Origin of the sequence: Colidextribacter sp. OB.20, assembly GCF_009911595.1 — a bacterium.
Classification (GTDB): Bacteria; Bacillota; Clostridia; order Oscillospirales; family Oscillospiraceae; genus Lawsonibacter.
In genome coordinates this window covers 1-20,513 of sequence record NZ_QWKG01000061.1, presented here as the reverse complement: position 1 = coordinate 20,513, position 20,513 = coordinate 1, and the positions used below count along the sequence as shown (strand labels likewise).

At 49.6% G+C, this 20,513-nt stretch carries 14 protein-coding genes and 1 pseudogene; 9 read left to right on the top strand and 6 right to left on the bottom strand.

From position 1 onward, the window contains the following. Positions 1 to 284 precede the first annotated feature (284 nt). The 5 genes and pseudogenes from D1641_RS14320 to D1641_RS14300 form a co-directional block, all read right to left on the bottom strand. Positions 285 to 1,178, bottom strand: coding sequence for a tocopherol cyclase family protein (locus tag D1641_RS14320; RefSeq protein WP_160666857.1), 894 nt, complete (start codon positions 1,176 to 1,178; stop codon positions 285 to 287). Positions 1,179 to 1,467: 289 nt separating this feature from the next. Beyond that, positions 1,468 to 2,216, bottom strand: a pseudogene (yaaA, locus tag D1641_RS14315) (peroxide stress protein YaaA). A gap of 14 nt (positions 2,217 to 2,230) precedes the next feature. Continuing rightward, positions 2,231 to 2,752 (bottom strand): hypothetical protein, encoded by a 522-nt coding sequence (locus D1641_RS14310; protein WP_160666855.1) that lies wholly within the window; start codon positions 2,750 to 2,752, stop codon positions 2,231 to 2,233. Continuing rightward, positions 2,739 to 3,200 carry a metallophosphoesterase family protein gene (locus tag D1641_RS14305; RefSeq protein ID WP_160666853.1) on the bottom strand — a complete coding sequence of 154 codons (462 nt, stop codon included), beginning with the start codon at positions 3,198 to 3,200 and terminating at the stop codon, positions 2,739 to 2,741. Before D1641_RS14305 ends, D1641_RS14310 begins: the two co-directional genes overlap by 14 nt. 16 nt (positions 3,201 to 3,216) lie before the next feature. Next, complete coding sequence (locus D1641_RS14300) at positions 3,217 to 3,627, bottom strand: peptide deformylase (protein WP_160666851.1); 411 nt, start codon at positions 3,625 to 3,627, stop codon at positions 3,217 to 3,219. Positions 3,628 to 3,733: 106 nt separating this feature from the next. On the opposite strand from D1641_RS14300, the gene D1641_RS14295 reads away from it, so the two are divergent. The 9 genes from D1641_RS14295 (at position 3,734) to D1641_RS14255 (ending at position 19,926) form a co-directional block, all read left to right on the top strand. Beyond that, positions 3,734 to 4,132: a (deoxy)nucleoside triphosphate pyrophosphohydrolase gene (locus tag D1641_RS14295; RefSeq protein ID WP_160666849.1), complete on the top strand. Its 399-nt coding sequence runs from the start codon at positions 3,734 to 3,736 to the stop codon at positions 4,130 to 4,132. Positions 4,133 to 4,145: 13 nt separating this feature from the next. Further along, positions 4,146 to 7,070 (top strand): HsdR family type I site-specific deoxyribonuclease, encoded by a 2,925-nt coding sequence (locus D1641_RS14290; RefSeq protein ID WP_160666847.1) that lies wholly within the window; start codon positions 4,146 to 4,148, stop codon positions 7,068 to 7,070. An 18-nt stretch (positions 7,071 to 7,088) separates the two neighbouring features. Next, a complete protein-coding gene (locus D1641_RS14285) occupies positions 7,089 to 9,506 on the top strand; it encodes an N-6 DNA methylase (RefSeq protein ID WP_160666845.1) in 2,418 nt (805 codons plus the stop codon). After that, positions 9,499 to 11,007: a class I SAM-dependent DNA methyltransferase gene (locus D1641_RS14280; RefSeq protein WP_160666843.1), complete on the top strand. Its 1,509-nt coding sequence runs from the start codon at positions 9,499 to 9,501 to the stop codon at positions 11,005 to 11,007. The genes D1641_RS14285 and D1641_RS14280 overlap by 8 nt, the downstream gene beginning before the upstream one ends. Then, a complete protein-coding gene (locus D1641_RS14275) occupies positions 10,994 to 12,136 on the top strand; it encodes a restriction endonuclease subunit S (RefSeq protein ID WP_160666841.1) in 1,143 nt (380 codons plus the stop codon). The genes D1641_RS14280 and D1641_RS14275 overlap by 14 nt, the downstream gene beginning before the upstream one ends. Before the next feature lie 137 nt (positions 12,137 to 12,273). Continuing rightward, positions 12,274 to 13,191, top strand: a complete 918-nt coding sequence (xerA, locus tag D1641_RS14270; RefSeq protein ID WP_347707440.1) for a site-specific tyrosine recombinase/integron integrase — start codon at positions 12,274 to 12,276, stop codon at positions 13,189 to 13,191. Positions 13,192 to 13,285: 94 nt separating this feature from the next. Next, on the top strand, positions 13,286 to 17,179 hold the full coding sequence (locus tag D1641_RS14265; RefSeq protein WP_160666837.1) for an AAA domain-containing protein: 3,894 nt from the start codon (positions 13,286 to 13,288) through the stop codon (positions 17,177 to 17,179). Positions 17,180 to 17,204: 25 nt separating this feature from the next. Beyond that, the gene (locus D1641_RS14260; protein ID WP_160666835.1) at positions 17,205 to 19,013 is read left to right on the top strand and encodes a DUF262 domain-containing protein; all 1,809 of its coding nucleotides are present in this window, start codon (positions 17,205 to 17,207) and stop codon (positions 19,011 to 19,013) included. A gap of 139 nt (positions 19,014 to 19,152) precedes the next feature. Continuing rightward, the gene (locus D1641_RS14255) at positions 19,153 to 19,926 is read left to right on the top strand and encodes a CAP domain-containing protein (RefSeq protein WP_160666833.1); all 774 of its coding nucleotides are present in this window, start codon (positions 19,153 to 19,155) and stop codon (positions 19,924 to 19,926) included. Between the two features lie 398 nt (positions 19,927 to 20,324). On the opposite strand, the gene D1641_RS19275 is transcribed toward D1641_RS14255, so the two are convergent. After that, a partial coding sequence (locus tag D1641_RS19275) for a hypothetical protein (protein ID WP_207708642.1) occupies positions 20,325 to 20,513 on the bottom strand: 189 nt, incomplete at its 5' end.

Below are 20,513 nucleotides of genomic sequence, written 5' to 3'. Positions count from 1 at the left end.
TGTCAAGGAGTACAAGATATAAATTGCGCCTGTTTTAAATTTTTCGGAAACTTTATAATAATACAGGACAGGAAATACTTTTCGTGTTATTTTGTCTGTATTCTAACTCTGATGGGAAGGTTTTGCAACGGTTTTCTGCCGGGACAGGCACTCAGATTCTGAGGGAGAATATCCAAAGATAAAAGAAAAATCCAAAGCATGGGGCCAAATGCTAAAATCATGACCGGCAAAATTGCGCTTGAAGTTTTTGAGCAAAGGCGAGGATATTTTGCCGGCAGAGGCAATCAGTTTACGAAGGAATACTCAAAACTAGCATTTGAGTCAGTATGCTGAAGCGAGAGGTTGTCCCCGTGCCAGAAGCGATAACGAACCTCCGCGCAGAGGCTCTCGTGGATAGTGCGCTCCATGCGGCCCTCTACCGGAGCACGGAGGGCCTGCCGCCGCTCGTTCAGCAATTCTACTTCCAGGCGGTACTGCCCCTGACGGATCACCGCACCGGAGGGAGACCACTTTTCAATTTTGACGCCTCGGTAGGTGGCCAGGCGGTATTCCCGGCCATGGTACAAAATGGAGCAGATGCAGCCGGTGAAGCCGCCCACTGGCAGGGGGATCGTCGCGATGGCAAGCATCAGGCTGCCCCGCTCCGGTCCGTCCCAAAGGCACTGGGTCCAGAGGTACTTGCTTGGAAAAGAGCGGCCCCGGTCTGTTTCGATGTATCCGATCCCGTTGGAGAAATCCAGGCACTCGCCGTTCAGCTCCAGTGTCCCCTCCAGGGAATGCCCCATACTGATGACGCCATGGGAGCACTGCATTCCGACGAAGAATCGGAACGGCCCCATGATGTCAGACCGCAGAACGGTAAAGGGACCGTAGCGCAGTGAACCGCAGAGGGAAAGATTGTCCTGGCGGATATGGAGGTCGATCCCCTGACTGCTAAAGCAGGACTGTCCAATCTGTACCTGAAAACACTGCCGAGAGACTTGCAGCTGTGCCTCCGGGTACTCCAGCCACCACGCCTGATCCTTTGAAATGACCTGGAGAGAAGCGGTGCAGTGTCCTTCTCTGTCGATATGGAACGCGGGAATCAGCGCAAGAGTCTGCCCCTGCGGGTTCTGGTGCTTGAAGTACCAGCCCTCAAAATAGGGGCCTGTCCTATTTGTATCGCGGAAAAATCCCATAATTTATCACCCCGGATTCAGTTTTCCCTGAATCTGGGGATTTTATATGGGATATTCTCCGATGCTGGAAGCCGTCGAAGCTGTCTTGGTGAAAAAGTTTTGCGGATATAAACCGCAAAACTTTTGATATAAAGTAAGTGTTGCGGTTATAACCATATACTTTAGCAGTATAAAGACATCCATATTTCAGCAAGCAGATAGACGAAAATTATCAGGGAATCAAAACGACACGCACCGCAGATTTCTTGCTGAGCGCAGAATATTAAGCCGCTCCCGACCAAGAAGCGGGTCAATCCTTGCGGGACTGTATCCAAAGATAAGCGGTGTGATTCCCCACCGATGTGGAGCGGCAAAAACGATAGCCCAGTTGGTCAAAGGCACGGATATCCTCCGGGCTTTTGATTTGGTTCTCCGCCAGCCAGCGCACCATCTGCCCACGGGCCATCTTGCACTTGGTGCCTTTCTCAATGACCTTGCCGTCTTTCAATTCTCCAAAGACGCAGGTGACAAACTGCACCGTTTTGGGCAGACCGCTCTGCTGTACTCCTTGGAGGCCAGATTCAGCACCACGTCCGCCTCCGAGGCCAGCTGTCGGGCCAGGCGGCTACCCCAAAACTGATAGAGGTCCCGGCAGCCGTCCACCGCCAGCTTTGCCTGCATTTCCAGCCGGTAGGGGGTCACGCCGTCGAAGGGCCGCAGCAGACCGTAGAAGCCAGAGAGGATGCGCAGGTGCTCCCGGAGGTAGTCCAGGTGGGCTGTCTCCATCACGCCGGGGGCTATGTAGCGGTACTGGATGCCCTCATAAGAGAAAATCGCCGGGGTGAGATTACGGTGCAGGTCCATCTGTTCCAGCCGCTCTATGTTCAGTTTGGCGATGGAGTCATTGCACTTCCAGAGGGCCTGTAATTCCTTTGGAGACATACCCTGGCGGACAGCCTTCAGCTGCTCTGTCTTCTCCAGAAACTGAGGCAGACTATCCACGGCAAAGCTGTCCGTGTCCACTACCATTTTCTTCGCCGGGGCGATGATAATGCGCATAGAGCCCCCTCCTTTCAGATTTGGGAAAGCATCTCCGTCAGCCGCCTTTCCGCTGTGTCCAGGCCTTCCATTCCCGCGCATCGGCTGGGTTTGGCGTTGATCAGCTGATCCAGCAGGGGCTGACTTTGGCTGCTTTCGTCCAGGGCCAGCTCCGTAGCCATTACATCCTCCCAGGCGCGGTTTAAAAACGCCACCTCCCGGCGGCCATGAGTCCTGGTGAACAGAGGCAGTTCTGAACCGCACAGCTCCTTCGTCTCTTCTGCGGCAAAGCCGGCGGCGAACAGACTGCGGCGCAGACCATCTAGAAAAATGTCTGGAAGATGCTCCCATTCTGGATGGCTGAGATCGTACAGCACAAATGTGTATCGCGTATGGCAGTGGACTGCCAGCAGACTGGGCCTGCCCCGCAGCGGAATGACGTGGAGGTCCCAGCAGAAGCGGTGGTCCGGTTCTTGACTATAAGGGAGTGCTTTGATGTGCAAGTGTCGCTGGAGGGGAATGGTCAGGCCCAACTCTATCGCATTACTTCTTTTCATGAGGAATAATCACTTTCTCAACTTGAAAATGTTCTCCGTCAACGGTCATGACAGCAAAGGTAATCTCCTGATCAAAGCGCCGACGTCCGCAACTGCCAGGGTTCAGCCACAGAACGCCATTCCGCTCCTCACAGGCGTACTTGTGGGAGTGACCGTAAACCACCACATCCATGTTGGACAAATCCGGAGGAACATCCCTCATGTTGTGAATCAGGAAGAAACGGATGCCCTCAATGGAAAATATGAGGCTTTGCGGCAATCCCTCCGCCCACTCCTTATCGTTGTTCCCCCGGACAATATAGAGCGGGGCGTACTCCCGGAACTTGTCCACAATGGCCTGGGTGTTGATATCGCCGCCGTGGATGATGATATCAGCCTGGGGCAGGTATTCCAGCACCTCCGGCCGCAGCAGGCCGTGGGTGTCGGATAAGATGACGACACGTTTCAAGTACAGGCCTCCCAGTTCAAATCAAAATCCCTTCGCAGTGGTCAATCTCGTGCTGGATGATTTGTGCCGTCCAGCCGGTAAAGGTCTTGAAGCGTGTTTGAAACTGCTCGTTCTGATACTGCACCTTGATGGACTGCCAGCGTTTGGCCTTCCGGGTGCCGGAGAGGGAGAGACAGCCCTCCTCTGCCTCATAAGGGCCGGATTTTTTGATGATTTCCGGGTTGAACATCACCATATATTTGCCCTCGTTGTCAAAAACGATGATCCGCTTGTTAACGCCAATCATATTGGCCGCCATACCCACACAGCTGTCCTTGTGGGCGGTCAGGGTGTCCAGCAGATCCTGGGCGACAGTCAAGTCCTCCAAAGTGGCCGGTTCAACCTTTTGGGAGAGGAACGCTTCATCCCGCATAATTTCTCGTACCACGGGCATTGCACCTCCATTGTACACTTCCCCCAGGGGGAAATTCGTGATATACTCATATAAAATAGCACAGACAGGGGAAAAAGGCAAATCGAGGGTGACAGACGGTATGGAGAAAAAAGTAACCGAAGTGGTGGCGGCACTGATTTGGGACGGGGACAGGTTTCTAATCTGCCAGCGTCCAGCCCATAAAGCGCGGGGATTGCTGTGGGAGTTTGTGGGTGGCAAGGTGGAGCTGGGAGAATCAAAAGATCAGGCACTGGCGAGGGAATGCCGGGAGGAGCTGGCTGTCACCATCTCAGTGGACGAAGTGTTTATGGAAATCGACCACGATTACCCGGACCTGAATGTACATCTGACACTGTTCAATGCGGCGATTATCGAGGGAACGCCCCAGATGATTGAGCACAATGATATCCAATGGATTACAGTGACGGAAATACCGCAATACGAGTTTTGCCCGGCGGATAAGGAAATTTTGAGAAGATTACAATCAAAAGCATGGTAAGGGGGAAGGTTACATGAAATCCCTATTTAATGAAGACAACACTATGGAGCAAATGATCATCTCCATTTTGAAAGAGAATGGTTGGACATACATTTCCGCTGAGAAGCTTCCGCGTATGTATTCTGATGTTATGGTGGAGTTCATGGTGAAGGAAGCTTTGATTCGGCTGAATCCTGAGATCGCAGCGGAACCTTCCCGTGCTGACGAGGTCATTTATAAGCTTCGAACTGTTATTGTGTCTGTACAGCCGCATAACCTGGTGACCCAGAATGAGCTGTTTAAAAAGCTGGTGTTTGAAGAAAACTCCTTCCCCTTTGGAAAAGACGGTCGTATGGTTCCGATTCGCTTCTTTGGTACGATGCGCAAAGAGGACATTGCCTTAAACGAATATGTCGTCACCAACCAATGGGTATATCCCCAGGTGGATGGAGGCAAACGTCTGGATATTGTGCTGCTAATCAACGGCTTTCCCATTGCGATTGGCGAACTGAAGACGCCTGTCCGTAGTGCTATTACGTGGCTTGATGCTGCTGGAGATATTTCCGCATATGAGAAAAGCATTCCCGCCATGTTTGTTACAAATGTATTCAATTTTGCCTCAGAGGGGAAGTGCTACCGCTATGGTTCCGTGAGTATGCCCATCAATATGTGGGGACCGTGGCACACCTCTGATCATAAGGCGGAGGGTAACCTTGCGGATGTGAAGATCAGCATAGCAGATATGATTACACCGGAAAAGGTTATGGACATCTTCCAGTTCTTCACTATGTTCGCCACCGATAAAAAGTACCGGAAATATAAGATTATCTGCCGCTATCAACAGTTTGAGGGTGCGAATATGATCGTCAGCCGTGTCCTTGCCGGGTATCCGAAGAAAGGGCTGATCTGGCATTTCCAGGGCTCCGGCAAATCGCTGCTGATGGTATTTGCCGCGCAGAAGCTGCGTATGGTACCTGAACTCAAAAATCCTACGGTTGTGATTGTGGATGACCGCATTGATTTGGAGACACAGATCACGGCGACCTTTAACGCCTCCGACATTCCCAATCTGACCAGCGCGTCCACCAAGGAGGAACTCTCCTCTTTCTTCCGCGGAGATATGCGGAAGATTCTGATTACAACAATTTTCAAATTTGGTGAGGTCAATGGAGAGCTGAATGCCCGAGACAACATCATTGTTATGGTGGACGAGGCCCATCGGACGCAGGAGGGAGACCTGGGTGAGAAGATGCGCATAGCCCTTCCCAACGCGTTTTTCTTTGGCCTTACCGGTACGCCAATCAACCGGGTGGACAAGAATACCTTTTTGACCTTCGGCGCAGAGGAGGACCGCACCGGCTATATGAGCCGGTACTCTTTCTCAGACTCCATCCGGGACGGTGCGACGCTGCCTCTGCATTTTGAGCCGGTTCCCGTGGAGCTGCATGTCAACAAAGATGAACTGGACCGGGTATTTGAAGCAATGACCGATGAGGCGGGGCTGAGCAGGGAGGAAAAGAATGAGCTTTCCCGCCGCGTCAACATGAAGGCTATCATGTATAACCCGGCCCGCATTCGAAAGGTCTGCGAACATATCGCAAAGCACTTCCAATCAAAAATTGCGCCGAACGGCTACAAGGGACAAATCGTGGTTTATGACCGGGAGTGCTGCCTGATGTATAAAGCAATCCTGGACGAACTGCTTGGCGAGGATGCCACTACGATTGTTATGGATGCCAATAACGACAAGGAGGATCGCTACAGGAAATACCGCCGTGATCGTGATGCGGAGGGAAAGATCCTGGACGTGTTTCGGGACCCAAACAGAGAGCTGAAGCTGGTGATCGTCACCTCCAAGCTGCTGACCGGCTTTGACGCCCCTATTTTACAGGCGATGTATTTGGACAAGCCTATGAAGGATCACACGCTGCTCCAGGCAATCTGTCGCACAAATCGAACCTATGACCAGGGAAAAACTCACGGCTTGATCGTAGATTACATTGGTATTTTTGACGATGTGGCGAAAGCTCTTGATTTTGATGAGACCAGTATGCGTCGTATTATCACGAATATTGAGGAGATCAAAAAACAGTTGCCGACGCTGATGAAAAAATGCCTCGGTTATTTTATGGGTGTTGACCGTACCATAGAGGGCTGGGAAGGTCTGATGGCGGCCCAGGAATGTCTCCCCACCAACAAGGAAAAGGATACCTTTGCCGCCGACTATCGTGTGCTGAACCGGGCTTGGGACGCTCTCTCGCCGGATATCTTCTTGAACACATACAAGTCGGATTACCAGTGGCTGTCCCGTGTTTACGAATCCGTTAAACCCACCGACGGCAGAGGGGGCCTGATTTGGGCCTCCCTCGGGGCCAAGACCATTGAGCTGGTTCATCAGAATGTTACAGTCGGTGAGACCGACGAAGATATGGACATTCTTGCCATGGACGCTGACCTGATTGATGATTTTCTGGAGAAGCAGAAGGATTTGAAAAAAGCGACAAAAAAGGTTGAGATCAGCCTTGTGGCAAAGATTCTGAACCATGCCAAAGACCCCAAGTTTATCCAGCTGGGTGAGAAGTTGGAAGCCCTGCGCGAGAAACATGAACAGGGGCTTATTACCAGCATTGAATTTTTGAAGCTTCTTTTGGAACTGGCGAAGGAAGCAGCTCGGGCGGAGAAAGATGTCGTTCCGGAGCAGGAAATTGATAAAGGGATCGCTGCCTTGACGGAGCTGTTCAATGGCGTGAGGAATAAAAATACGCCTGTCATTGTAGAGCGCATAGTTGCTGATATTGACAGCATTGTGAAAATTGTCCGCTTCGACGGCTGGCAGAGCACAACGGCCGGCAAGCAGGAGGTCAAGAAGGCCCTTCGCAGTGTAGTTTGGATCAAGTATAAGATCAAAGACAAGGATGTCTTTGACAAGGCGTACAGCTATATTGAGCAATATTATTGATGGGAGGCAGGTGAAACTATGATTGGCGCAATCATTGGAGATATTGTAGGCTCCAGATTTGAGTGGAACAACCACCGCTCCAAGGACTTTGACCTGATGCCGCACCAGTGTTTCTTTACGGATGATTCCATCATGTCATTGGCCGTATGCGACGCACTGATGCGCTGCCGACCGGATTTTACCGGTCTGGGAGAGCAGGCAGTCCGCTCCATGCAGGAAATTGGCCGCCCGTATCCGAACAGCGGCTATGGTGGATCTTTTTACAGGTGGATGTATTCCGATCATCCGAAGCCTTACAACAGCTTTGGAAACGGCGCCGCCATGCGGGTGAGCGGCTGCGGGTATGCGGCAAGGTCTCTTGAAGAGGCAAAAGCCCTTTCCAAAGCGGTGACCGAGGTGACCCATAACCATCCAGAGGGAATCAAAGGCGCCGAGGCCACTGCTGCTGCGGTTTATCTCGCCCGCACCGGAAAAAGCCTGCTGGAAATTCAGGACTATATCACGAAGAACTACTACCCGATTGATTTCACGCTGGATTCCATCCGTGGTACCTATCAGTTCAACGAGACCTGTCAGGATACCGTACCCCAGGCGCTGGAGGCTTTTTTCGAGTCCACTGGCTTTGAAGACGCCATCCGGAACGCAATCTCTATCGGCGGCGACAGTGATACCCTGGCGGCGATTACCGGGGCGGTTGCAGAGGCCTATTACGGTGTACCCGCTCCCATACGGAAACTGGCCCTGACCTTTTTAGACAAGCGCCTTTTAAAAGTCCTCATGGATTTTGAGGGTATCTATCCGGCGAAAGCGGAAAAAGCAGGTGAGGCCGGAAACGTCGGAATTCGATCTCCGGAGCGCGCTGGAATCAAAGCCAGCAAGTGTTCTGAAATCATGCAGCTTGCCTTTGATTTTGCTGACGAGGATGCCGCAAACAGCACATCAGTTTCCGAGGAGACCACCAGCCAGAAACTGTTTTCTCACTTGTTTGAAGCGTGCAATATCCTGCGGGGCCCCATCAATCAGGACGAATACAAAAGCTATGTGACGCCGATTCTGTTTTTCAAACGACTTTCCGACGTCTATGACGAGGAGACCCAGGCTGCGCTGGAGGAATCCGGCGGGGATGAGGAATATGCCGCTTTCCCGGAGAACCACCGCTTTGTGATCCCAGAGGGATGCCATTGGCAGGATGTCCGGGAGGCGAGCATGGATGTGGGTGTTGCCATTGTAAATGCTATGAACGGGATTGAGCGGGCGAACCCCGATACATTGAGCGGGGTATTCTCCAGCTTTGATGACGCAAACTGGACGGATAAGTCAAAGCTGTCCGACGAGCGGCTGAAAAATCTGATCGAGCATATGTCCAAAATAAAGGTTGGCAACAACAATTATTCTGCCGACGTGATGGGGGACAGTTATGAGTTCCTGATCAAGAAATTCGCGGATTTATCAAAAAAGAACGCCGGCGAATTTTACACCCCACGCTCCATTGTCAAGCTGATGATTATGCTGCTGGCCCCGCAGGTGGGCGAGTCGGTGTATGACCCCGCCTGCGGCACAGGCGGTATGCTGATTGAAGCGATTCGTTACATGAAGGGTGACAAGCGAACCTACGGCCGAATCTATGGTCAAGAAAAGAATCTGGACACCTCCGCCATTGCCAGGATGAACCTGTTTCTGCATGGCGCAAGGGATTTTAACGTGACCCAGGGGGACACACTGCGAAGCCCTAATTATCTCTGGCGGGGCAGCCTGCAAACCTTTGACTGTGTGGTGGCGAATCCCCCCTTTTCCTTGAAAAACTGGGGGGCGGAGCAGTTTGGCGGCGATATCTACGGGCGCAACCTCTGGGGTTGCCCCACGGACTCCAACGGAGACTTCGCGTGGCTCCAGCATATGGTCAAATCCATGGATCCCAAGACAGGTCGGTGCGCTGTCGTCCTGCCCCAAGGCGTCCTGTTCCGGGGTGGAAAAGAGGGAGAGATCCGAAAGCAGTTGGTAGAGTCCGACAAGCTGGAGTGTGTGATCACACTCACCGGCGGCGTTTTCTACTCCACCGGCGTTTCCGCCTGCATTCTCTTTTTGAACAACAACAAACATGCGGATCACCGCAGAAAGGTCTGTTTTATAGACGCCTCCGGCATCTACACCCCCCAGCGGGCGCAGAACATCATGACCGAAGACGACATTCGAAGAGTATATGCGCTGTATGCGGCCTATGAAGATGTGATCGAGCGGGTCAAAGTGGTACCAATTGCCGGCATCCGGGAGAGAGGCTACACCCTTGCCATCAACAACTACATTGAGAAAAAAGAGCAGGAAACGATTCCCCCGGAGGAGGTGCGCCGACAGTATTTTGAGGCCTATGAGGCTATGCTCCGGGCCGAGGAAAAGATGAAGAAGCTCCTGCTGGAGGGAGGGTACGTCAGTGAGTAAACGGATCACCATGGAGGAATTGCAGTCCTATCTGTGGACCTCCGCCGTTCTCCTCCGCACAAATATTGACGCGGGAGCTTATAAGCAATACATATTCCCGCTGTTGTTTTTCAAGAGAATTTGTGACGTGTACGACGAGGAGACTGCGGCCGCATGGGAGGAATACGGCGAGGACGCCTCCGAGTTTGACGAGCATGAGCTCCATACGTTCATCGTCCCTCGGGGCTGTCACTGGAATGATGTCCGTGCCGTTTCGGAAAATGTCGGTGTAGCAATTGTGGAGGCTTTTCGGAAGGTGGAGAACGCCAACGCCGACAAGCTACAGGGAATTTTCGGCGACGGGGCCTGGACCAATAAAAATCGCCTGCCAGACCGCCTGCTGAAGGACCTGCTGGAGCATTTCAGCACCAGGACGCTCTCCATCGCAAACTGCCCAGAGGATGAGCTTGGCCAGGGATACGAGTATCTCATCAAAAAATTCGCAGATGACAGTGGTCACACAGCGCAGGAGTTTTACACCAACCGGACCGTTGTCCATCTGATGACGGAGATGCTCCGTCCAGAATCGGGGGAGTCCATCTACGACCCCACCTGCGGCAGCGCCGGTATGCTGATCTCCGCGATTGCTTACCTGAAAGAGCAGGGGAAGGAATGGCGCAATGTTGCGGTCTTCGGACAGGAGATCAACGCGCTGACCTCCGCCATCGGAAAGATGAACCTGTTTCTCCACGGCGTCAAGGACTTCAGCATTGTAAACGGCGATACCCTGGCCACACCTGCGTTTATTGAAAACGGCAGGCTCCGAAAGTTTGACTTGGTTCTGGCCAATCCGCCCTATTCCATCAGCCAATGGGATCGTGCCGCCTTTGAGAGCGACAAATATGGCCGGGATTTTTTGGGAGTTCCTCCCCAAGGGCGAGCGGACTACGCCTTTTTGCAGCATATCATTGCCAGCCTGAAGGAGGAGACTGGGCGGTGCGCGATTTTGTTTCCCCACGGCGTTCTGTTCCGCAACGAGGAGAGCGCCATGCGGGAGAAGCTGGTGCGCAGTGACCGCGTCGAATGCGTGATCGGTCTGGCGGCAAACCTGTTTTACAACTCCCCCATGGAGGCCTGCATCATGATCTGCCGCATGAATAAGCGCCCGGAGCGGCGAGGACAGGTGCTTTTCATCAACGCGGTAAACGAGGTGGAGCGAAAAAATGCGCAAAGCTATTTGGAGGACCGGCATATCCAGAAGATTGCCGAAGCCTATCACCAGTATTCTGATGAGGCTGGTTTCGCGCGGGTAGCCACCATACAGGATATTGCGGATCACAACTTTTCCCTCAGTATTCCCCTCTATGTCAAGCAGGAAACTGAGATGGCGGAGACGGATACCCGCTCCGTTCAGGAACATTATGACAGCTGGATGGCCGCCTCGGAAACCATGAAGCTGAGTTATGAGAAGCTGAATTCACTTTTGGGAGAGAGGAGTGGTTCAACAGATGGCTCGCATTAAGCTGAAAGATGTAATTAACCGAGTTCAAACGAAGGTTGATAAGGATAATACAAGTCTAATCTACTATGTAGGTGGCGAACATATAGAAAGCGAAAATGTTTGTATCACAAAGCGAGGCTTAATTGAAGGCAGCACCATAGGACCAATGTTTTATTATGGGTTCAAAGCCGGAGATTTCCTGCTGGTTTCAAGAAATCCACACCTAAAGAAAGCGGGTGTAGTCGGCTTTGATGGCATTTGCTCGGAAAAAACTTTTGTGCTTGCAACTGCAAATTCGGAAGTTCTTTTGCCTGAATATTTGCCGTTCATATTACAAAACGACACGTTCTGGGAATATGCATATCAACATCGACATGGTTCCACGAATACATTTATTAATTGGTCAACGCTGGCAAATTATGAATTTGAACTTCCCAATATAGAGATTCAACGAAAACACGCAGGGATTTTATGGGCTATTAATGATACAATGGAGTCTTATAAAAGACTTATCCTTGCAACAGACGAGTTAGTGAAATCTCAATTTATCGAGATGACAGGACCGTATTCTCAGTATAATATAAAAGCTGGAACTGTCATGTATGGGATGCGGAATGGACTCTCACCATCCAGGTCGGGAGAACATCATGCAAAAATTCTTACATTGTCTGCTGTCACGCAGGGAGCATTCGATGAAAACGCCTGGAAAGACGGCTATTTTACTGATTGTCCTCCCAATGACAAACGTATCTGTGCAACAGATTTCTACATATGCAGAGGGAATGGAAACAAAACGCTTGTTGGAGCAGGAGTTTATTCACCGAAAGACCATTTTGATTTGGTTTTTCCTGACACAGTGATAGCTGCACGAATCAATGAACAGAAGATACGCTTGCCGTATCTATATATGGCTTGGAAAATGCAAGCGGTGCGGAACCAAATTGAGGAGAATGCAAAAACCACCAACGGAACATACAAAATCAACCAAAGTGTAATTGCAAATGTTGAACTGGTTGTGCCGCCTTTGCCTGTGCAGGATGATTTTGTAGCTTTCGTCCACCAGAGCGATAAATCAAAATTTGAACTGGAACAAGCCCTTTCAGAATTGACCGCCACTTACAAACGTATCATTTCTGAGCAGCTCGGCTGAAAAACAGGGTCATGGAGTTTCCTCCGGCTCGTGGGTACGCCTCAAACGGAGGAACACGACAAGGAGGAAACACCATGATCGAAGAAATTATCATCAATATTCAGCATGAACTCTCTGAAAGCTTGAGCGAAAACCAAATGAAACAGCTGTTGGCATCGTTGCGCAGACATTTGCCTGCGCTGAATGCACAGGCCTCCATAGACAGTGAATCACAGATGTCCAATTGGTTACCGCTTTTTATTTCGGCCAAGCGCGTGGAAGGTTGTTCAGAAAAATCTCTGCGCTATTATGAGTCCACAATCCGAAACATGCTAGAGAAAATCAACAAGCCGGAACGCAAAATAACAACAGAGGATCTCCGCTTATACCTCGACAATTACCAGCGGCGAGGAACGGTCAGCAAGGTGACTCTCGATAATGTGAGACGGATTCTCTCGTCCTTTTTCTCCTGGCTTGAAGATGAGGATTACATTATAAAAAGTCCCGTGAGGAGAATCCACAAAGTAAAGACAGGGAAGACCGTTAAAGAAACATACTCGGATGAATCCCTGGAGCTGATGCGTGATCACTGTGACAATTTGCGTGACCTGGCGATGATCGATCTGCTTTCTTCCACTGGTATTCGTGTCGGCGAATTGGTGAAGTTAAATCGGAGCGATGTGGATTTTGAAAATCGGGAATGTATCGTTTTTGGAAAAGGAAATAAGCAGAGAAAGGTCTATTTCGATGCGAGAACTAAAATTCATCTCCAACGGTATTTGAAAGAACGGTGCGATGAGAACGACGCCCTGTTTGTCTCCTTACTGAAACCATTCGAGCGGCTGCAAATCAGTGGTGTTGAGATACGTCTGCGGAAAATCGGCCGTGAACTGAGTTTTCATAAGGTTCACCCTCATAAATTTAGAAGGACCCTGGCCACAATGGCGATTGACAAAGGAATGCCAATCGAGCAGGTTCAGCAGCTCCTTGGGCATCAGAGCATCGATACTACACTTCAATACGCAATGGTCAACCAAAATAATGTGAAAGAATCGCATAGGAAATATATCGCTTAGACTGAATGCAAGTTGTTTGCAATTCTCAATTTATCGATTCTGTAAGCTGCAAAGCTTTCCCCATTCATTCCACCTCTACAAGGAGGTGTGCGTGATGGCGAAATATCGTTTTAAACAGATTGCGATCAATAGCAAGGAAAAGAAAAAGCCTGCTGAGGAAGATCGCTTTACTTATATCGGCTTGGAGCATTTGGATACTGGCAGTTTGAATGTTACACGCTTCGGCTCAGACGTTGCTCCTATCGGCGAAAAGCTGGTTATGAGGAAAGGCGACGTCCTGTTTGGAAAACGTAGAGCCTATCAGAAGAAAGTTGCTATTGCACCTTTTGATGGTATATTCTCTGCACATGGCATGGTTCTTAGGCCTCAAGAAAAGGTTGTTGACAGGAAATTCTTCCCTCTGTTTATCAGCTCCGACTACTTTTTAGATGCTGCCATCAAAATATCGGTAGGTTCTTTGTCGCCAACAATTAACTGGCGCGACCTGAAAGATTTGGAATTTGAACTGCCGGATTTAGACACGCAAAAGGAATTGGCAGAGGTATTATGGGCTATCAATGATACAATAGAAAGCTATAAAAAGTTGATTTCTGTTACAGATGAGCTTGTTAAGTCTCAATTTATCGAGATGTTTGGGGACCCCATAACAAATTCAGCAGGATGGGAAAAGGCCCCTCTATCAAAAGTCTGCACGGTAGTGACCGGAAATACTCCACCACGCGCACACAAGGAGTATTATGGCTCCTATATCGAGTGGATTAAGTCAGACAACATCACTGAAAATTCTGTTTTCCCTACTATGGCTGTGGAGTCATTATCAAATGCCGGCGCATTAGTAGGACGACTGGTGGACGCAGATTGCCTTCTGATGACTTGTATCGCTGGGGGCCTAAATAGCATAGGCAACATGGCTGTTACCAACCGAAAAGTTGCATTTAACCAACAGATTAACGCACTAATACCTAATAAAGTCAATGTATGGTTTTTGTATTACTTACTTACTCTAATAAGATCAGTATTACATGATTCCACCAATCGAGCATTGAAGTGCATTCTACCAAAAGGGGTCCTCCAGAAGATACCAGTAATCGTTCCTAATATGGCCCTTCAGGAACAATTCGCCGCCTTCGTCCGCCAGAGCGATAAATCAAAATTTGCTGTTCTAAATTGCTTGAAGCGTAATCTGCTCCTCATTCTTCAAAAAACAGAAGATGTTCATAGCCTTATCAACCAAAGCGCAAAAAGTATTTCTGTAAAAGCTGTCACAGGGAGAATCATAATGGATAGAGAAAGATACCTAATTCTGATCAATGGCCAGGACAAAACGGATTCTGTCAAGGAGTTTCGGCCCTGTGGTGACGCTTGCGATATCATTTATACCAGCTCTTCTCAAGTGTACCACTATCAAGGCGGTAAGGTAAAAATTCTGGATCTGCAACAGCGCATTGATCCTGCTGGCCTGATCGTAAATGTCAAAGGCGTCCGTATGACCCAAGTTGATATGATTTTAGATTTTGGTCCATATTATCGTCTTGTCCGCAGTGGGAAGAAAACACTTTCTTATCACAGGGAAGAAGTGGAGATCCAGCACAACTGCTTAACAGAAGAAAGTCAAAAATGTATTTTCGATTATTTTAAGGAGACAGCGGAAGCTGTTAGCCTGATGGTGGGAAATGACATTAATATCCTTAGCATGCAGTATGAACGGATTCAAACTGTCAGCGAAGAAACCGTTTTGGCTTGCTATCTGGAGCCTGGTAGACAGCCTAAAACAGTCCCCCTCCCAGAGGCCGTTATCTATCCCTTTGGCCTGAATCAGAGCCAGAAAGTCGCGGTAGAAAACGCGCTGTCCTCTCAAATCAGCATCATCCAGGGCCCGCCAGGTACCGGTAAGACGCAGACGATCCTGAATATTATTGCCAACGCGGTGAGAAACGGAAAAACAGTGGCAGTGGTATCCAACAACAATTCCGCAACCCTCAATGTTGCGGAGAAGTTAGAGAAAAAGGGGCTTTCTTTTCTCGCTGCTTTCCTGGGAAGTATCAGCAATAAGGAACGCTTTCTGGAAACCCAGACTGGCAGATACCCGGATATGGGAGAGTGGACTTTAGGACAGGAGGAAACGACACGGCTCAATCAGGAAGTGACCGTGCTCTCCAAAGAATTGAACGATATGCTCAATGCAAAGAACCGGATTGCGGAGATCGAGCAGGAATTTTTACAGCTCAGACCAGAACAGCACTACTTTGACGAATACTATCAGACTTATGCACAGGCGCCGCAGGAGAATTTGAGTGGGCTTTCTTCACAAAAGATCCTGAACCTCTGGCTGGAATATGAACAGCACGCTGAGCATGAGAGCAGACTGGGGCTGCTGAAAAAACTCTCCATCATGTTTCGGTTCAATCTCAGCGCCCTGAAGATATTCCTCCAATCCCCGGAGTTGGTGATTCCCTACCTTCAATGGCAATTTTATGTCGTGCGGCAGCGGGAGCTGACAGAAGAACGAATCCAACTGGAACAGAGACTTGCAAATTACTATTTTTCTGAGAAAATGGAGGAGCTGACAGAGAAATCTCTGCGCTTGTTCCGAGCGGAGTTGAGCAATATTTACCAATGGAAAGGTGAACGTTCAGTCTTTGAGATGAGGGACTTTCGAGGCAAATCCAATGAATTTAACCAAGAATATCCGGTCGTTCTAAGCACTACATATTCCATCAAAGGCACATTGAATATTGACCACATCTATGACTATTTGATTGTAGACGAAGCTTCTCAGGTGGATCTGGCCACCGGCGTATTAGCGTTTGCCTGTGCCCGAAATATCGTGATTGTTGGCGATCTCCAGCAGCTTCCCAACGTCCTGAACAGCAGAGACATTCAGACCGGTGAGGCAATATGGAACCGGTACTCTCTTCCGGAAGCCTATCATTTTTCCGCACACAGTCTGCTCTCCTCTGCTTTGGCGGCATGGCCGGAAGCGCCTGCGGTGCTGCTGCGGGAGCACTATCGTTGTCATCCTAAGATCATCAATTTCTGCAACCAGAAATTCTATGGCGGAAAGCTGATTGTTATGACAGCTGACCACGATGAACCGGACGTGCTGACAATGTATCGTACCGCGCCGGGAAACCACGCCCGTGGCCACCTGAATCAGCGGGAGATTGATGTGATTCAAAAAGAAGTTCTTCCGTACCTGCAAGAAAAAGGATACCGAAGCATTGGGGTCATTACGCCTTATAGAGATCAGGTGGCCGCGCTTCAAACCCAGCTGGGAGGCGGCATTGAGGCGGCTACCGTCCACAAGTTCCAGGGACGGGAGAAAGATGCGATTGTTTTGACTTCGGTGGATAATGTGATTACGGAGTTCGTGGATGATCCTCGAATGCTGAATGTGGCGGTGTCTCGGGCGGTCAAATCGCTGATAGTCGTCACCTCCCAAGATCCGCGAAATGACCAGACAAACTATGGGGACTTGGCTCGCTATATCCAGTACAACAGCTGTGCGGTTGTAGAAAGCGCCGTTTATTCCATTTTTGACCTTCTCTATCAAGAATATGCCCAGCAGCGACGCGTTTTCCTGCAAAAACACAGGCGGATCTCTGGCTATGATTCAGAAAATCTGCTCTATGCTGTAATCGAGCGTGTTCTTATGGAGCCGGAATTTTCTGCCGTGTCCAGTGCCGTCCATGTGTCGCTGGTCAATCTTGTAAAAGATTATTCTCTGCTGAATCATGAGGAAACCGCTTATGTTCGAAACCCGCTGGCTCATGTAGATTTTCTTCTGTTCCGGAAAATGGATAAGTCGCCGCTGCTGGCGGTTGAGGTGGATGGAACAGCCTTTCACGCTGCTGGCAGCATCCAAGCGGTGCGGGATGAAAAGAAAAATCATATTTTATCGCAATGCGGGATTCCTCTGCTGCGTCTCAGAACAGATGGCAGTGATGAGAAAATGCGAATCGAACAGGCGCTGAGAACGGCGTTATAGAAACTTATCGGAGGAGAGTTGTACTATGGCAAGATATGATGTCAACAATATTGCGGTCAGTTCTCTGCTTTCCAGCATCAAAGACGGGAGTATCGCAATCCCAGAAATTCAGCGTCCCTTTGTGTGGGACAGCACCAAGGTGCGTGACCTGATTGATTCCCTGTATCAAAACTACCCGGTTGGCTACATCATCGTCTGGCAGAACCCGGATGTAAAACTGAAAGATGGAACCATATCCTCCGGCAAAAAAGTCTTGATTGATGGGCAGCAGCGGATCACCGCTTTGGCAGCTGCGATTGTTGGACAAGAGGTCGTGGGTGCTGATTACAGAAAATTTCCTATAAAAATTGCATTTAATCCCCAGGAAGAGCGGTTCGATGTAGTGAACCCGGCGATTCTCAAGGACGTCAAATATATTCCTGACATTGCCGCAATTTTTGACCCCGGCTTTAATTCGTTCGGTTTTGTCATCGACTATTGCCAGAAAAACGGAATTACTGACAGCGCGGGAATGTCTAAGATCTCTGATATCATTACCCGCTTGAAAAGCATTGAAAATAACAACCTTGGTGTGATCAATCTCTCTCATGAGCTGGATATTGAGCAGGTCACGGACATTTTTATCCGAATTAACTCCAAAGGCGTTGTTCTGTCACAGGCAGACTTTGCTATGAGCAAAATTTCCAGTAATGAGGAATATGGTGGGAATATCATCCGAAAAATGATTGATTATTTTTGCCATTTCTTACAGGTCCCGGCAGATTATAGTGAAATCAAATCCAATGATGCCGAGTTTATACAGGCATCGGAATTCCACAAAATCGAATGGATCGTCAACGAGAACGAAGATATCTATGAACCGGATTACAGCGATGTTCTCCGTGTTGCTTTCACCTACAAGTTCAGCCGTGGACGGCTTTCCGACCTGGTCAGCCTGTTGTCTGGACGTGACTTTGAAGCCAGAGATTTCAAAGCTGAGATTGCGGAAAAAGCATTTCACGATTTGCATGACGCGGTTCTGGATGTAGTCAATCAGACCCATTTCCAGAAGTACGTCATGATTTTGAAATCTGTCGGTGTGGAGCGGGCCTCTCAGGTGCGCTCCCAGAATGTGCTGAACTTTGGCTATATCCTGTATCTCACTTTGAAAGCACAGGAAATCGACTCCAGCATAATCGAGCGAATTGTTCGCCGCTGGATCGTTTTAACGATTCTGACGGGCCGCTATTCGGGTTCACCTGAATCCGCTTTCGATTATGATGTGAAGCGGTTCAATGTTTATGAAAATCCTCTCGAATATTTGGAACAGGTGGAAGCCGGCGAACTCTCCGATGCATTCTGGAACAACGTACTGGTGGATCGGCTGAATACTTCTGTGGCCAGCAGTCCCTATTTCAACGTGTTCCTGATGGCCCAGGTTAAGAATCACGACAAAGGTTTCCTGGGTGAACACATAGAAGTGAAAGCGATGCTGGAGGAACGTGGAGATATCCACCATCTCTTCCCTAAGAAGTACTTAATTCGGAATGGGATTACCAGCAAAGGACAGTACAACCAGATCGCCAACTATGTCTATTTGCAGTCGGAAATCAACATTAAAATCAGTGCAGATGCACCAAAGGATTATATGGCGGTTGTTCTCCACCAGTGTGAGACCGGGGAATCGGTTTATGGTGGAATCACTGATTCGGATCAGCTGAAGCGAAACCTGGAGGAGAACTGCATTCCAGAGGATTTTGCTCAGATGGGAATTGAGGACTATCCTCGTTTTCTGGAGCAGAGGCGTGTGCTTATGGCACAGAAAATCCGAATTTTTTATGAGGCACTGAAATAAAAAGCTTAGCTAAAATGCTTTGTTTTGACCTGCTAATTTCTCTATTTTTAATTTTCTTTTCTATCGACTTTTGCTCCTTCATTCGGTATTGTGTTGGTTGCCAAGAGCACCCCAAATACTGAATACAGGAGGAAAAAGTATGACCAGCATGAAAAAGCGCATTGCCGCCACACTGACGGCGACCATCCTTGCAACCACACTCGCTGCCCCAGCCGCCGCAACTGAGATCCCGGCTATCCGGATAAGCAGCTACAAGGGCAGCATCCTCGAGGTGGGAGAACGCAGCGGTCTCATCATCGGTCCCAGCGACACGGACTACTCCGTCACCTCCAGCGCCCCGGACACAGTGGCGGTGGAGCAGGTGCTGACCTTCTGGGTTGCCGTCGCCAAGGCGGAGGGGAGCGCAGAGATCACCGCCTCCAACAGCGTGGGAGAGTCCGGAGCCGTAACGTTGACAGTCGGCCCCGCTACTCCTGCCACGCCGGAAGCCTCCGCCGGCGGGAACAGCGTCAGCCTAACGGACAACCTTGAGATACGCCAGGAGATGATCCGCTTGATTAACCAGACCCGCAAAGCCAATGGGGTCTCGGAGTTGCCGGTCAACGAGGCCCTGATGAACGCCGCCCAAGTTTGTTCCAACCAGCGTTATACCTGGCATCACGCTCCGGAGGAAAGCAAGGCTGCTACCGACGCTGGCTACCCTTATGGCTTCGGTGACAACCTGACTGTGTTCACCGGCACAGCCGATGCTGCTCAACGTGCCGTCGACAACTGGACCAACTCCCCCGGACACTTCGAGACCATGATCGATCCCAGATGCGACTGTATCGGCGTGGGCGTGACTCAGTACAACGGCATCACCTACTGCTACCTGTTCCTTGGAATCCCCAACAGCGTCAACTTCTATGCATAGCAACCGCCCAACGAAACTCAAGAGCAGACCGCATCTGCGGTCTGCTCTTGGCTTTCAGATTCTGCTCCTCAATATCCAAAGAGGTCAGCAAACATTTTTTAGATAATTTTTGGCGGTTTATAGCCGTTTTCACTCCGTTCCATCTGCTTTCCGGCACTCTTTAAAAGCAGTGTTTCCACGTGCTCCACGTCTGTCTGTGGCTGTTTATGTGGTCAGAAACCGTTGCAGCACTTATTTAGGATTGGCACGACCTCAGTCTAAAAAAGTGGTCAAAGGTAAATCAATCTGCCTTAACCGTCTCCAATCCGACAGAAATCTCAGGCGATGGATTGCACCTCTGTCTTCAATGAGAAAAAATTTTTATAATCCCAGCCGCAAGAAGACATTGTATAGTTCGCTTAATTTTTACCTCTGTCTTTCTCCGCTTTTAGATTGCAGTTCCCTCTCGACTTTGGACCAGTCTTTCGATATTGTGTTGGTTGCAAAAGCCACATAAATTCTGAAAACAGGAGGGAACGTATGACTGACATGAAAAAACGCAGCACCGCTGCACTGACGGCAGCAATCCTCGCAACAACCCTTGCTAT

Bases quoted from the DNA above. Each gene is read 5' to 3' on its own strand.
- D1641_RS14285 (WP_160666845.1), top strand. From the start codon at position 7,089: ATGATTGGCGCAATCATTGGAGATATTGTAGGCTCCAGATTTGAGTGG.
- D1641_RS14265 (WP_160666837.1), top strand. From the start codon at position 13,286: ATGGCGAAATATCGTTTTAAACAGATTGCGATCAATAGCAAGGAAAAG.
- D1641_RS14255 (WP_160666833.1), top strand. From the start codon at position 19,153: ATGACCAGCATGAAAAAGCGCATTGCCGCCACACTGACGGCGACCATC.
- xerA (WP_347707440.1), top strand. From the start codon at position 12,274: ATGAAACAGCTGTTGGCATCGTTGCGCAGACATTTGCCTGCGCTGAAT.
- D1641_RS14295 (WP_160666849.1), top strand. From the start codon at position 3,734: ATGGAGAAAAAAGTAACCGAAGTGGTGGCGGCACTGATTTGGGACGGG.
- D1641_RS14320 (WP_160666857.1), bottom strand. From the start codon at position 1,178: ATGGGATTTTTCCGCGATACAAATAGGACAGGCCCCTATTTTGAGGGC.
- D1641_RS14275 (WP_160666841.1), top strand. From the start codon at position 10,994: ATGGCTCGCATTAAGCTGAAAGATGTAATTAACCGAGTTCAAACGAAG.
- D1641_RS14260 (WP_160666835.1), top strand. From the start codon at position 17,205: ATGGCAAGATATGATGTCAACAATATTGCGGTCAGTTCTCTGCTTTCC.
- D1641_RS14310 (WP_160666855.1), bottom strand. From the start codon at position 2,752: ATGAAAAGAAGTAATGCGATAGAGTTGGGCCTGACCATTCCCCTCCAG.
- D1641_RS14290 (WP_160666847.1), top strand. From the start codon at position 4,146: ATGAAATCCCTATTTAATGAAGACAACACTATGGAGCAAATGATCATC.